The sequence below is a fragment of the Haladaptatus sp. DYSN1 genome (assembly GCF_029489995.1).
GTDB lineage: Archaea > Halobacteriota > Halobacteria > Halobacteriales > Halococcaceae > QDMS2.
In genome coordinates this window covers 895,722-909,352 of record NZ_CP120470.1, presented here as the reverse complement: position 1 = coordinate 909,352, position 13,631 = coordinate 895,722, and the positions used below count along the sequence as shown (strand labels likewise).

Annotated in this window: 12 protein-coding genes; 5 read left to right on the top strand and 7 right to left on the bottom strand. The window is 54.9% G+C overall.

All coding sequences use genetic code 11. The annotated features are described in order from the left end of the window. The first annotated feature begins 2 nt into the window (after positions 1 to 2). Positions 3 to 2,063, top strand: coding sequence for a bacterio-opsin activator domain-containing protein (locus tag P0648_RS04880; RefSeq protein WP_277505428.1), 2,061 nt, complete (start codon positions 3 to 5; stop codon positions 2,061 to 2,063). A 230-nt stretch (positions 2,064 to 2,293) separates the two neighbouring features. Beyond that, positions 2,294 to 2,773, top strand: coding sequence for a helix-turn-helix domain-containing protein (locus P0648_RS04875; protein ID WP_277505427.1), 480 nt, complete (start codon positions 2,294 to 2,296; stop codon positions 2,771 to 2,773). A gap of 77 nt (positions 2,774 to 2,850) precedes the next feature. Here P0648_RS04875 and P0648_RS04870 read toward each other — a convergent pair whose 3' ends face one another. The 4 genes from P0648_RS04870 to P0648_RS04855 all read right to left on the bottom strand — a co-directional run bounded on the left by P0648_RS04870 (position 2,851) and on the right by P0648_RS04855 (position 5,930). Beyond that, on the bottom strand, positions 2,851 to 4,239 hold the full coding sequence (locus P0648_RS04870) for an ATP-binding protein (RefSeq protein ID WP_277505425.1): 1,389 nt from the start codon (positions 4,237 to 4,239) through the stop codon (positions 2,851 to 2,853). Between the two features lie 114 nt (positions 4,240 to 4,353). Then, positions 4,354 to 4,758, bottom strand: coding sequence for an SWIM zinc finger family protein (locus P0648_RS04865; RefSeq protein WP_277505424.1), 405 nt, complete (start codon positions 4,756 to 4,758; stop codon positions 4,354 to 4,356). A 106-nt stretch (positions 4,759 to 4,864) separates the two neighbouring features. Continuing rightward, a complete protein-coding gene (locus tag P0648_RS04860) occupies positions 4,865 to 5,008 on the bottom strand; it encodes a hypothetical protein (RefSeq protein WP_277505423.1) in 144 nt (47 codons plus the stop codon). Position 5,009: 1 nt separating this feature from the next. After that, positions 5,010 to 5,930, bottom strand: coding sequence for a transcription initiation factor IIB family protein (locus tag P0648_RS04855; protein ID WP_277505421.1), 921 nt, complete (start codon positions 5,928 to 5,930; stop codon positions 5,010 to 5,012). A gap of 216 nt (positions 5,931 to 6,146) precedes the next feature. On the opposite strand from P0648_RS04855, the gene P0648_RS04850 reads away from it, so the two are divergent. After that, complete coding sequence (locus P0648_RS04850; protein ID WP_277505420.1) at positions 6,147 to 6,296, top strand: hypothetical protein; 150 nt, start codon at positions 6,147 to 6,149, stop codon at positions 6,294 to 6,296. Positions 6,297 to 6,469: 173 nt separating this feature from the next. Here the strand turns inward: P0648_RS04850 and P0648_RS04845 are convergent, their stop codons facing one another. Continuing rightward, positions 6,470 to 7,270: a hypothetical protein gene (locus tag P0648_RS04845; RefSeq protein WP_277505419.1), complete on the bottom strand. Its 801-nt coding sequence runs from the start codon at positions 7,268 to 7,270 to the stop codon at positions 6,470 to 6,472. Between the two features lie 115 nt (positions 7,271 to 7,385). Here P0648_RS04845 and P0648_RS04840 point away from each other — a divergent pair, with 115 nt between their 5' ends. Continuing rightward, entirely contained in the window at positions 7,386 to 7,850 is a 465-nt protein-coding gene (locus tag P0648_RS04840; RefSeq protein WP_277505418.1) for an ArsR family transcriptional regulator, read from the top strand. 148 nt (positions 7,851 to 7,998) lie between these two features. On the opposite strand, the gene P0648_RS04835 is transcribed toward P0648_RS04840, so the two are convergent. Next, positions 7,999 to 8,847, bottom strand: a complete 849-nt coding sequence (locus P0648_RS04835) for an OB-fold nucleic acid binding domain-containing protein (RefSeq protein WP_277505417.1) — start codon at positions 8,845 to 8,847, stop codon at positions 7,999 to 8,001. An 868-nt stretch (positions 8,848 to 9,715) separates the two neighbouring features. On the opposite strand from P0648_RS04835, the gene P0648_RS04830 reads away from it, so the two are divergent. Beyond that, the gene (locus tag P0648_RS04830; RefSeq protein WP_277505415.1) at positions 9,716 to 10,525 is read left to right on the top strand and encodes a hypothetical protein; all 810 of its coding nucleotides are present in this window, start codon (positions 9,716 to 9,718) and stop codon (positions 10,523 to 10,525) included. A 2,285-nt stretch (positions 10,526 to 12,810) separates the two neighbouring features. Here P0648_RS04830 and P0648_RS04825 read toward each other — a convergent pair. Beyond that, a complete protein-coding gene (locus P0648_RS04825; protein ID WP_276248415.1) occupies positions 12,811 to 13,449 on the bottom strand; it encodes a hypothetical protein in 639 nt (212 codons plus the stop codon). Positions 13,450 to 13,631: the final 182 nt, after the last annotated feature.

The following is a 13,631-nucleotide window of genomic DNA, read 5'->3' as shown; positions in this document are numbered from 1 at the left end:
CCATGCATCGACAGAAATCCGCTCACGACGAAGCAATCTCGATACTCCTTGTCGAGGACAATCCCGGTGATGCCCGTTTTATCAGAGAGTTATTCCGCGGTGTTGAAGAACTCTCTGAGCGCGCGCCGACTCCGGATCGAAACCGACTGACAGAGCAGACAGACAGTCCACTCCCTGCCGACCCGACAATCGTTCACGAGACACGACTCACAGCCGGCCTCGAACGTCTCACAGACAGCCACATTGATGTCATTCTGTTGGACCTGAATCTGCCAGATAGCGGTGGGCTAGAGACGGTCGAAACGGTTCGAACGCATGTACAATCAATCCCAATTGTCGTGCTCACTGGCCTTCGTGACCGGAACCTTGGGGTAGCGGCACTCCGCAAAGGGGCCGAAGAATATCTCGTCAAAGATGAAATCAACGCGGATATGTTGATTCGATCGGTACACCACGCGATCGAGCGGAAAGCCCACGAACGAGAGCTCGTACAGTACCAAACACTCATCGAGACCGTGAGTGATGGCGTGTACGTCGTTGATGAGGAGTCGCGGTTCGTTCTCGTGAACGAGGCACTCGAATCGATAACCGGATATTCACGTGACACACTGCTCGGCGCTTCAGCTACGCGCCTGCTGACCCAGCCTAACAACGAGACGGGCGACGAAGCCAGCAAGTCGAAACTGGCAGCCGAAAACCAGCCAGGAAAGATTGAAACGGAGCTACGAACCGCAGACGGCAGTTCGATTCCAGTCGAAACGAACGTCACGCCGCTTCCACTCGGTGACGATCGATATGGGCAGGTGGGGGTCATCCGCAACATCACCGAACGAAAGGAGCGAGAGCACAAACTTGAGCGCCAGCGAAATCAACTTGCGATGCTCAACTCGTTAAACGAGCTCGTCCACGAAATTTCACACCTCATACTCGAATCGACCACCCGCAAAGAGATCGAGCAACTGGTCTGTGAGCACCTTGCAAATTCAGATGCCTACGAGTTCGCCTGGATTGGTGATGTGACCTCCGACAACGAAACAGTCACCATGCGGGCCGAAGCCGGCGTCAATGGCTATCTCGATGCAACGACAGTTCGGGTCGGCGACGATGTTGAAGGACACGGCCCAACCGGGAAGGCAATTCGGACCGGCGAGGTTCAGGTTTCCCAGAACATCCACCGAAACCCGACCGATGAACCGTGGGCCGAACGGGCCTGCGAACACGGAATCGGTGCGTTTGCGGCCATTCCAATCGAGTACGAAAATACCCTCTATGGCGTGTTGAACATCTCTGCTGCGAAGCCAAATACGTTCAACCAGAACGAACGCACGGTCATCGCTCGACTCGGAGAGGTAATCGGCCACGCAATCAATGCCATCGAGCGAAAGCAAGCGTTGATTAGCGAAGAGGTGGTCGAACTCAGATTCCAGGTCCGAAACGTGCTCGGCGCAGAGACGCCCCACGCAGGGACAATCACGTTCGACCGGACGATTCCACTTGGCGAGAACAAGTTTCTCCAGTACGGGACGGTGACCCACGAGGCAATGGAGACACTCGCCGCCTTTGTCTCCGAATTTCCGCATTATCGAGACGTGACACTTGACGACCCGGAAGCAGACGTATCTCGATTCGAAGTGCAGCTTTCAGGGCCGCCTGCCATCTCATCGGTTGCAGCCATCGGTGGGCGTATCGAATCTGTCGCGATCGAAAAGGGAGATATCAACATTGTGGCCCAGATTCCACCGGGTGCAAACGTTCGCCGAGTCGTCGACGCCGTCAAAGCGGAATATCCCCGTGCGGAGATACTAGCTAATCGTCGGACGACTCGTACCACCGAGCGAGCACAACGACTCGACCAGATTATTCACGAGCGGCTTACCGATAAACAACGAGCTGCGCTCGAAACGGCCTATTTCGCTGGGTTCTTCGAATGGCCACGCAATAAATCAGGCGAAGATGTCGCCACGTCGATGGGGGTTGCCGCCTCAACGTTTCACGAACACATCCGCACAAGTCAGCGAAAACTCTTACGTGCGGTTTTCGATACTGACCACTCCCACGACTGACGTCGTGGGCGTTCTCCTCACGTCTTTGAGAATCGAACAGATAAGAGGCAACTAGTCGACACTGCAGGCGAGTGCCCCACAAACGACACATTTCTAGAGTGCTAAAAATCAACATAGGCCACGGTAGATACCTCCAACAAGTTGTTTGTATGGTGTTGGATGTTGAAAATAACAAACGCCGAAAATTTTGGGTGGTAGGATATTGATACTCGCGGAGAATTGAAGATGTAATGATACCCACCCTCTCGGTAGTCACTGACCGGTTGCAGCACGTCATGTCCTTGTTGGCTCAGGGCCAGCCCGTTCTCACTGACGCGAACGATATCGACTTGAAAGACGCATCTGCAGAGGGTGAGAAGACTGTTGCACGAAACAGAACGGTTGGAGAAGAAAACAAGACAGCGGTTGACCCTGCTGAGTTGCAGACACCCAGTGACGTTTTGGCTAAACTGGGACAGCTGCCAGAGGAGTTCGTCATCCACCTGCTCGAATCGAACGACGGACGACTGAAACAACAGGCGTTCACCGAGCTTACCGCGTGGTCACCCTCAACGACAAGTCGCCTCCTCCAAGAACTAGAAGAAGACGGACACATCGTCCGTGTGCAGATCGGTATCGAGAAAATCGTCTACCTCCCTGAAGAGGCACCGACGAGTACGATCGAACCTCCACATACTACATCCACCGAATTATCAGTAACCCACAACTGAGGTCGTACGGGTGCATTCAGTGGGGCAAACCGGAAAGAGAGGTTAATAAACGGGTGAACGAATCTGACTTCGTTTTTCTACGGGCTTAGCAAGTCAGCAAGTCGATTACAATCGAACAGTTCCCACTGATCATCGAGCGATTCTCGAAGTCCCGGTGTGAATCCTGCCTTAGAGAACAGCGCGTACGTCTCCGTCCGTCCGCCCGTGTGCCAGCGAACCGATTCCGCTTTCGTACGAAGTTCATCGGCGAGCGTCTCGCCCACAGGACTGTTCGTCCACTTGCATTCCCCGAGAAGAATTTGGTCGCTTCCCGGTGCGAGCGCGACAATGTCGATTTCGTCTTCTCCGTACCACCACGAACCAACCTGGGAATAGGGTTCAAATTCTCCGCGCCGCACTGCCTCCCAGACTGCCTCTCGACAGATGCGTTCGAACGTCACACTCACGTGCCGTGGGAGGTCTGGCTCGATCGTTTTTTCGTATACCACCTGTGGCACTTCCTCGATACCAGAGCGGTTCGGTTCGATATACCGGAACCAGAAGCGGAGAAATTCATCGTCGATTTCGTATATCGAGCGCTTGGATTTCTTCGCTGACTCCGTCACTGGAATGCGCCGTTTGATGAATCGCAGTCGACGGAGTGTCTGGAGGTACCGCGACAGTGGCCCGACGTCGATACCCGTTGCCCCAGCGATTTCGTTCGGAGTCGAGTGACCGGTTGCAATTGCTTCGAGAATACTCATATACCGTCCTGGATTTCGAACTTCAGACCGAAGCAAGAACTCAGGTTCGTTGTAGAGAATCGATCGCTGAGAGAGAACGTGATTGTAAACGTTCGATGAGAGGTCAGTTGTATAATCGAATAACGTCACATAGAGCGGGGTTCCACCGGTGATTGCGTAGGATCGAACTGCATCCTCGAACGAATACTCGATAACGTTGCGAGCCGCCCTAAACGAAAACGGATCAAGGTCGAGTTGTGAGGTTCGACGACCAAAAAGTGGACTCTCATGACTGAGTACCGCAGACTCCATCACGCTAATACTCGACCCACAAAGGATGAGTGTTGAATTCGTCTCAGAAAGTACCTCATCGACGAATCCCTGGACGTAGGACGGAAGCGAATCGTTCGAATCAACCAAATATGGAAACTCGTCGATGACGAGCGTCAAATCCTCCTGGGCAAGGTTTTCGCCCACATAGTCGAACGCGTCTGGCCAGTCTGTAATTTGAGGAAGACGATCATCGTACCGTGTTGCAACCTGCTCGACGAATTTCTCCAGTTGGCGAGATTCAGACTCTTGTGCAGCGAGATAGTAGACGTGTGGCCGATCAGCGCAGAATTCTTTCAACAGTGCAGTCTTTCCAACCCGGCGACGACCGTACAGTACGATAAACGAGTGACCTGGAGAGTCGTGTTCCTCGACCAATGTCGCAAGCTCGGTTTTCCGGTCGTAGAAGGTCATTATCTAGATAATCATTATCGAGATAATGACTTAACGGTTTTTGTTGGACCACGAGACAGACGGGCGTGACAGCAGTCCCACGCCCCTTGGGGACCGATAAACTGGGTTGGGGGTCTACGCAATTTCCTCCTGTTCAGCCAGGTAACACTCCCAACAGGTAAACCCGGGAAAGCATTCGTCACAGGCAGGCTCGTCCACTTCCGTTGGCTCTGCACGGGTGACGCCGCCATCGGTCACGACGCGTTCGACCTTCTGAGCGGCCTGTAAGATGGGTGCCCGAATCGCCACGGCGAGCCGGTGTTTACACGCACCCTCGAACCGTGCGTCCGCAGGACATTCGCAGTGTGTGGGAACGCCATGCCTGACCGCCACGAGATACTCGTGATTCTCTGGGTCAGCGTAACTCCCGTTTCTGACGAGCACGCCTCGTTCGGTAAGGGAGAACTCGAAGGCTTCGTATTGGGCGCGTTTCAGTGAGCGATTCGTGTACGTCAGTCGATTGAGAAGGTGTTCTGACATGGGGATACAGCGGAGCCTGTGACAGGCCCCGCACCCCTTGGGGGCAGATAAACTCTCAGACGTCTCGCCTGTACAGCAGTGGTTGAGACGAAGGAAGAATCGGCGTTCAAAACTCGAACGTGACCACTTCCGTTGGGCCACAGTACGGACACCGTGAATCGCCGTGATCGAGGGTCATCCCGCAGTGGCGACACTCGTAGACGGTATTGTCTGCGACCTCGCTAAACCACCACTCTGCCAGCCATCCCATCTCACGCCACCGCCACGAGGGCGTCGCGGTGTTTTCGCAGTGTACACGTCGAGACGTCTGCCGCCGCCGCCAAGTCAAGTTGAAGGACTCGCTCCTCGGCATCTCTACTCGCCAATTCGAGACACGCTGCAGCTACGCCAGCAGGATTACAGCCGTTGCCGATGCCCTGTTCGCGTGCTTGTTCGATGTAGTCGAGGGCCCGGTGTCGAACAGTCGGCGACAGGTCGAGCGCCGAGGAGAGTTGCGGAATAAATAGACGTGGCGTGGGAGGGGGCGTAGGTAAGCCTAACTCGGTATTCAGCACACCAAATGCGTTGCGGACAGAAGCCTCGTTACACTGGGCGAATCGAGCGATTTCTGTGATAGACCGGGGGAGAGCGTTGCAGCGACACACCGCGTACACACACCCAGCCGCGATTGCTTCGAGTGAGCGACCTCGGAGCAGATTCTTTTCTTGAGTTGTCCTAAAGAGCGCACACGTCTGGTCGCGGATGCTCCGCCCGAGGTCGAGACCACTGACGATTCGGCGAATCTCGTAGAATCCACGGACTTGGTTACGTTCACGCGTCGTCGCGCGCTGTGCACGTCCCTGTTCTCGACGCAGTCGTCTGAGTTGACGTTGTTTTTCGAGTGGAAGGCTGCGTCCCTTGCCGTCCTGGTGCTTGCCAATGGTCGTCGAGAGTCCCTGGTCGTGCAGTGAAGGAGTGAGGGGTGCACCCGTCCGTTCGGGGTTAGATTGGTCTTCGGAGAACGACCGCCACTCCGGACCAGGGTCAATAGCTTGGTCAGACAGGATGAGGCCACAATCGTCGCAGACGGTTTCGTGCGTGTTCGTGGTTACTCTGCCGTCGCATTCAGGGCAGATGTTCGTGGGCTGTACGTCTTCGTCGAACGCCGTTTCGTAGATGTTTCTCGTCGCCATTCGAAATCACGAGGGACAGGAAGCCCCTCGCCCCTCAGGGGCGCATAAACTGGCGTGACGGACGGGCATCCTAATCGTGTGCAAGTTGATATTCAACCCGTCTCCGGCCCTGTAGTAACGAGAGTACGTTTCGTCTGTTCTCCGTGAAAACCAATGACGACAATAACATTCTTTTCTGGTGGAATGATTAATATACTAACACTTCCTAGGAGGCCTATGGACACAGAAAAGACCTCCACCGAAGCGGGCGACGGTTCGCATCCCGGTCCTTCACCAGCAGATCACAGAGCGGGCGATACGACGAATCCCGGCCCCGCACCGGAAGAACACGAAGCAGATGGTGCAGCAGGAACAGGCGGACCTTAGTCGAGCATTCAGCATTTTTCTGTCCAGCTGATAGAGCAAAGTGGCGATGTCGGTCTCCGCGAGTGCGATTCAACCCATCTTCGGTCCTACTGTAACGTCCCTTCGACCTCGTTCAGACCAGCCTCGTAGTTGACTTCTGTTCCTTATTGATGGTCAAATTTTCCACTCGTTCGTCACTGCTCCTCGCGTTCTTCCCACGTGGGACGTGGAGTCGGCGAGGGAAGCTTCGAGACGGCCGTTCGGAGGTCATCTTCCGTAGACCAGGGGACACAGCGACCATGTAGTTCGAATTTTCTGAATTTGTTGAGATGGACCCAGCTGTACGTCGCGAGCGCATCGTCCGTGCTTTCTCGCTCGCCAACCACATCCCAAACGTCCGGTTCTGTAATGTCGATATCGGCACGACGTGCACGGTCGACGAGAGACGCAATCTCTGTCTCTCGTTCATCGTCCGCCAACTCATCGGTGAACGCAATCTCGATTGCAGCCTGAATGACCTCCTGTTTCGACTCGAGATTCGTTTCGGAGATCCAGGTATAATCGCGTGGAAACACGTACGACTTCTCGAAATAGGGGGCGTCGTCAATTTCCCCCAGTTCCGGTGCCTCGCCACCACTATCCTTCTCGAACACGCCGACGATATAATCGGCATATGTCGCGAGCAGGGAGAACATGATGTCGAAGGAATTGAGCCGGTTGGTCGGAAGCTCTACGAGATCGCCCATGATGAAGGGGTAGGCACCAAGCTGCTTCGAGAGTTCATTTTGGACGGCACGAAGACGACGAATGTACGGGTCACGGTAGCTGCCCAAAATGAAATACGAGGTTCGCTGACTCCAGAGATAAGGGAGCTCACGCTGGGCGAATCGCCAGATGTTCCGTTTTTCTGTGGGCTCAAGTTCGAGACCACCAACAGCCTCGTGAACCAGTTCCATAATTACAGCCGCGTCAGGCGGTGGGCTGGGGCCACTCATCACCTCCGTATTCTAACCACTACACCATATTCCTATTGAATCAATGTGGTTTTTCAAAGAAAAACCAACTTGGATAATCCGAACCATTATAGCGACGCTCACCGTAGAGGCGAATATGAGCGAGAGCGACACTGGGGCTGTGGATACAGGGCCGTTCGCAGAGCAACAGCGTTTATTCAAACTCCTCTCGCAGGACACGCGCCACCTCATCATTCAAGAGTTGCTGGGCCATCCCGCCCACCTCATGTCCCTTGCCGAACTCGAGTACATGGTCGGGAAGAGTCAGGCAGCGATCAAAGACCAAGTAGAGACACTCATCGAGGCAGGAATTCTCGCCCAATACACGTACGAACCTAGCAAAGGGAAACGAGACCTTCCCTCGCAGTTCTACGGGTTTACCACACGCGGGGTTGAGATTCTCTACGACTACAAATATCTCCGTGGAGTCCCGATTGCCCGCGCGCTGTACGAGAACACGCGGAAGACAGAGAAAGTCGAGCGACACGAAGCGGCACCACGTCCAGCACTCCCCACAGCTGTCGTTGAGGCACTCACCTTCGACGAACCAGACCTCAAGTGAATAGTCAGCTCATCGGTGGCAAACGCATGTTCACCACCGCATCACGGTTGTGGCTGCGCGCGCAGCGAGGCAACGAGCGAGCACGGAGCGGAGGGTGGGGAGGTGGGTCGGTGGGTGGACGGCGACAAAAAAGAGCGCCGTGGTTAGTCTACTTCCACCACTCTCCGCGTTCTGGGAATTCGATATTCGACCACCGTGTCAGTGCAATCGAACACCGCCCCTCGTACCAGTTTTTCGCCGCCGCTCGAAACCGCACCCTGTCGCCTTCACGAACCAATGGTTGTTTTGATTTCTTCCACACCGTGAATCGGATTCTCCCACTCTCATCTTCGAGGAGCCCAACCGATTGAATCGCTGGATGCGATGGCTCCCAAATGCGCTCGATTCGGCCTTCAACGGTGACTTCGCCTCTATCCATGTCACCGACTTTCGCGATGGGAACGATTCCTCCCGGTCGCATCCACTGGTCTTCGATGACTGCTGTGGCCGCACCCACCAGCTCTGCACCATTGCTCATCCGCTCTGCAATCTGTTTCGAGAGCACTGCCCGAGAGACACTGCTTTTCACCATCTGGTGAATGCGCATCGCTTGCTGATTCACCGCCGCCAACTCCTCGCGACGCAGACCCTTACGAGGGTCTTCTCGGCCTGGCTCTAATCGGGCATCCACGCTGGCCGCCCGCTTTTCGAACTCAACGTTCCGTTCTTTGCTTTGTTCGCTCACCCTTCGCCGTGTCCGCGCTTCCCGGTCAGATTCTTGCCTGTCGTCCCACCGCGTCCGCGTCTTCGCAATCTCCCACTCGCGTGCTCTCATGCGCTCTTCTGCAGCTAGGGTCAGTCCAGTCACTCCCGTATCCGGGTGATTCAAATCGACTTTCGCCTGAATCTCCATCTCGACTGTGGGCCGCAGCTCGGGGCGCTCATCTGCCGCCTCAAATTCGTAATCATGTGCCTGTTCGACCGAAGCTTCTTCACCGATAGTGCGTTTAGTACTCATTGGTAATTCCTCTTAGGACAGGGTTACCGCAGAAGGCGCTCACTCGGCGTCTTCTTTTGAACCACAAACTCTCCAGCCGTGGCTCTCAACACAACTCGTCACATTCCTGCGCGCTCGCTTCGCGCCTTCGTAAGCGACCTCCGGGAGCGAAGCGAGCGCGCCTGAAAACCAACACAAACGAGTCCGCGCGAAACGCGACCCGCCGACGCGAGCGCCCAGCACGCAAGCCGGTTTCGCGTCCGTCGACCACGGGGAGACGCAACCGAAAGCGCGCTTGGTGCTGGCGTCGAAACCAGACGCCCGGACCGGCCGTAGGCCGCACGCCCGGAATGGTCGGTCGCGAGCGAACGAGGCCCGACCGAAGGGAAGGCCTCGGTGCGGAGGCGCGGTCGCTCGAGCGGGCGAACGAAAACACACCAGTCAACCACTCTCCAAAGACCACACAGCCCACGGGGTGGGATTGAACGGGGCCGGGCGCTCGCGCGTGTCTGGTTGCCTCAGCGACCCCTATCGGCGCAGCCGATATGTCGCCTGAGCGACCGCGAGCGTCCGGGGGCGTTCGAAAGCCTCTACTCTCGGTGTCAACGTTCTCGCTGCCGTCGTCTCCCGTGTTGAACCCCATTCGTCCAGTGTCCCACTCGACTGCACGAGAAATTGAGTGCCAGATCTCGAGGTAGATGCCAAATCAGGGGCAGATTCGAATTTTCTCAAGGCTACTCACTCCAGAGTTCAGAGGTAACCAGTAGAAACTAAAGGTATTTGATATTGTAGAATAAGGCGTATCGGACTGCATTGTGTTATCTCCCTGCACAATAGTTATATATTTGATATTAACGTCTATGACCGTATGGTATCGAAGCGGCAGCGTGTGATTCTCGTTGTCGCGGCTGTTGTGGTTCTGATGCCGTTGGCTGCCCTCGGTATGTTACTGTTCCCGCCCGACTTCATGTACAGTCACTACTCTTCGTACGCCTACACAACATCGATCAGTACGAACACGACCATTGAGAACGTGACCGTGTTCCTGCCATTCCCTGCCGGAACAGACGTTGGGTCAGATCCGGTTTCGGATCTATGGATCTACGACGACACCGGAGCCCAGGTCACAGACTGGGAGGCAGCCGTCGTCCAGACTCCCCACGGGCCGATGATGCGCCTGCACGCAGACCAGTTGGTCGGAGAAGATCGCTACGTGCTCTGGACATACGCCCCCAACGGCTCAGTAATCGATCGCCAAGAGATCGGCCCAGACGAGATTCCAGCCAATATGACGAATCGGGAACTCGTTCGCGACCCGACCAGGTACTCGATTGCCTGGCAGACCACGGTCGATCACGATATCGAGACACGCTACCCGGTTGGCAATGCGTCGTTCATCGTCCCAACCAACGACGTGGCAGCCACCTCGTGCCAGGATCCATGGTCGGAGACGGACACATGTTTCACGTTCACGAGCGTGATCGGGACGACCTACGAGGCAGATCAGACGGCAACGGTTACGGTCGGGGAGATTCGGTTCGAAGGCTGGAATGAATGGGGATTCTGGCTAGCAAACAGTTTCAACACGTTTGAGGCGACCACCTCGCCGGCAGTCTTCACCGATGACCAGCAAGGCTGGGTTTCCGTCGATGGGCAGCTCCACGGAGGAATGGGCCGATATGACGGGCCAGCAAGGTAACACTCGCTGTCACAGCGCCCAGACCATCGCGTCAGAGCGTCATAGCTGTTCATCAGCGCAGTGATGAGGACCACCGGAAGTGAGGGGACTATTTTCTGAAGTTCAGGAGTCACCTTCGGTATGGGAGACCCCGAACATAGAAGCTCCTTCGCGTGGTGGTTCGGCGTGACACTGTTAGCCGGCATCCCCGGCATCGTCAGCGACAGCGATCTCACGACGTCGCCGAGTGCCATCCCGGCCGGCCTGACGCTCCCTCTCCGTGCCATTGTGTCAGGAATCAATCGCAGTGGCATAGAACAACAGACGCTCTCAACCGAACAACAGCGACGTCGTCTACGACCTCGATTACCAAAGCCCATAGAATGAGGCGTCCCTACGTGGGTTAGAAAAATACGAAACCACACGACTCCAACCGATTGTGGAGGTTGAAAATCACATATGAGGGATACCGTTCTCGGCCTGATTGGTCTCCCCAGAGAAACTGCGTTTCATAATCGACGTGAAGACGTCCACCCGACGAAACAAGCGTCTTGGCACCGCTCAGCGAGTCGCTGTGGTCTCAGAATCGGATTCAATCCCCGGAAGAGAGTAACCAAGAACAGAGCAAGTGGGAACGAGGCAGAAAGAAGCGAGCTAGAAGGTACGCGAGAGCAGTCAAGAACAGGTAGCAAACCCAATATCGGGGTACGTGAGGGGAATAGCGCGTGTTGTATTCACCGATGCCCGTCCACAATCCAGAGTGCAAAACCACCAGACGCAAACCGATTATGAACGTTTGAGCGGGGATTTCAGCGGATTCGAGGCAGTCTCGAGATTCGACTAACCTCCAGAATACGCGCCCTCCGGGCGCTGAAATTCCAATAATGGCTCTGCGAAGAACCCGAACCTAGTTCGAATACAGTCCCTGTACCTTACACTCCTCCGGGCGCTGAGCCCGAGTATGACCGGACAAGTAAGCGCACACCCAGCCCGATATGCCCTGATACCGTCACTCGACCCGTGAATCCGAGAATGAGCACCCGAGACCAGTCTAGAGTGGCCGTGAGACCGCGCATAAACGGGCTGTCCGAGCCGAGTAGAGCGACAACAGAGACACGTTCTGATTCAGATTCACTGTGAAACCACCGGAGGGAAACCGAGTATGAGAACTTGAGTGCAAAGGTCGTCGCTGCATCCGCAACCGTGGATAGTGACCTCGAACTGTGGAGGCCGAGCTCAACCGCACGAATGCTTCCGAGACAGTGCATTCAACTCGCGATGAACACCGCAAATTGTTCCACACTCGGAATCCGGGCCTAAGGATGGCCGAACACAGAAACGAGGGTTGCTCAGTGAGTAACGTAGTTTCCACAATCGGCTTCAAACTCCGGAAGAAGGCGTGAGAACAGCATGTAGCGCTGAGTGTGAACGGTGGAAGCCGGAGGCCAGAATGGGAACAATGAAAACGGAGTTTGGAGGGGAGAACCCACAGGAGTGGGTATTTCGAGAGTTTCAGAATTCGTGTTGTCGCGTGAAACAGGCCGTTCAATCTCGAATCAGACCGCCAAAATCCAAAACCGCACGACGGAAACCGATTGTGGAACTCATAGCGCCCCAATTCCCAGCAAACTGCCCGAATCGACCCGGATTTCACCCGCACATGCATACTCGAATTCCCGGGTTTCAACCCACTCAAACCCACGGTTTGGTAAAAAGAACATCTCGGGGCACAGCACGTCACCTTCCTCCACACTCGCCTTGGACTCTACACAGGAACATCTCTTCCGGAGAATCAGCCCGATGGTGTAGGTTCCAAAGGAAAGTTACTCCGAAAACCCGAATTCAACTACAGAGTCTTCTAAACGCCCGATAACGGGGTTTCAGTAGCATAGGAATTCTGTATATTCGTAGCCACAGCCGACATCGAATTTATCGGGCTTCGAAACCCTGAACCGCCAAGGTTCGCCCCGTAGAAGCCCAGAAAACCCAAAATTGCAAATCAACATAGTGGAGGCCTGTCTGGTTGTGAACGCTCGTGAGCAAAACGGGACGTAGTGGAATTTTTGGCCGATTCTGTCGATTAGCGGCTGGGTTTGCTGGAAAACGACGCTGGTTTTGAACCCAAAAACCCTGGAGGGAAACCGATTGTGGAAATTCGAACGGGCAGTCACAATCCTTCCTATAGTAGAGGTGTGCAGCCGAGACGCACTTCATTGCTGTCGTCAATATCACTTCAAAACGTAGTTACGATTGAGGAGTTGGATGTTGTGGTGATCCACAGACATTCAAATCACGGTGGTTGCAGGTCAGGGCATACCAAGAGCAGTAATGCGTTTGTAAAGATAGTAGCCCAGATAAACCGGTATGGGAATCACGAATAAGAGGCTCACTGCAGCGTAGGTAAACTGCGAAGTTGGATTCGGTTGCCAATCAGCAGATTGCAGGCGAACGAAGGCGGCGTCTTTGTAGATCGCGATGGGGAAGAGAGCTGTCACAAACAGGCCAACAAATCCGAGTAGCGGCTGGTTCACGACTGTCTCGATACCACCAATCAGAACGGGGACAAGGAGAGTTGCAAGTGCGACGAGCCACCAGTATTGTCGAGCTTCCCAGTCGATAACGGTCTGCTGGCGTTTGTAGAGATAATGTAAGAGCGTCAATCCACCGAACACCACCCCTAACACCGCGTACAGCCACGGTTTCGGCTCCCAGTCAAGGCCCTTTCCACGAAGACGCCGCGCATCGAAATACAACAATACAGGAACAACGAGGCGAAGAATAACTGGAACGAAAAGGAAGCCAGCACCGACGAGCCAGTTTTGCAGGAAGACAATCGACCCAGTCAATGCGCCAATCAGGATTACAACAAAGAGCGGGAGACCAAGGAGGATCCCTTCGAGTCCTCGGTACGAACGTGATGGAACGTTGGAAATTGGAACCGCCATCAGTGACTCTCCGGGATACCGCGGGTTGGTTGACTTGAGAAATTTTTCTGCGCGAACGGATTTGTGAATCGTTGCAAGGATCCAATCATCTGTTGACAGGATGGGTATTTCGAAGTTAGTTATTGTTGATATACCGGGCGGTAGGAGGCGTCTATCGTGTAATAGAGCTATTGGAAAGCTTC

Excerpts from the sequence above, each read along its gene's own strand:
- P0648_RS04845 (WP_277505419.1), bottom strand. The coding sequence starts at position 7,270 with ATGAGTGGCCCCAGCCCACCGCCTGACGCGGCTGTAATTATGGAACTG.
- P0648_RS04850 (WP_277505420.1), top strand. The coding sequence starts at position 6,147 with ATGGACACAGAAAAGACCTCCACCGAAGCGGGCGACGGTTCGCATCCC.
- P0648_RS04825 (WP_276248415.1), bottom strand. The coding sequence starts at position 13,449 with ATGGCGGTTCCAATTTCCAACGTTCCATCACGTTCGTACCGAGGACTC.
- P0648_RS04880 (WP_277505428.1), top strand. The coding sequence starts at position 3 with ATGCATCGACAGAAATCCGCTCACGACGAAGCAATCTCGATACTCCTT.
- P0648_RS04855 (WP_277505421.1), bottom strand. The coding sequence starts at position 5,930 with ATGGCGACGAGAAACATCTACGAAACGGCGTTCGACGAAGACGTACAG.
- P0648_RS04840 (WP_277505418.1), top strand. The coding sequence starts at position 7,386 with ATGAGCGAGAGCGACACTGGGGCTGTGGATACAGGGCCGTTCGCAGAG.
- P0648_RS04870 (WP_277505425.1), bottom strand. The coding sequence starts at position 4,239 with ATGACCTTCTACGACCGGAAAACCGAGCTTGCGACATTGGTCGAGGAA.
- P0648_RS04835 (WP_277505417.1), bottom strand. The coding sequence starts at position 8,847 with ATGAGTACTAAACGCACTATCGGTGAAGAAGCTTCGGTCGAACAGGCA.
- P0648_RS04860 (WP_277505423.1), bottom strand. The coding sequence starts at position 5,008 with ATGGGATGGCTGGCAGAGTGGTGGTTTAGCGAGGTCGCAGACAATACC.
- P0648_RS04875 (WP_277505427.1), top strand. The coding sequence starts at position 2,294 with ATGATACCCACCCTCTCGGTAGTCACTGACCGGTTGCAGCACGTCATG.
- P0648_RS04865 (WP_277505424.1), bottom strand. The coding sequence starts at position 4,758 with ATGTCAGAACACCTTCTCAATCGACTGACGTACACGAATCGCTCACTG.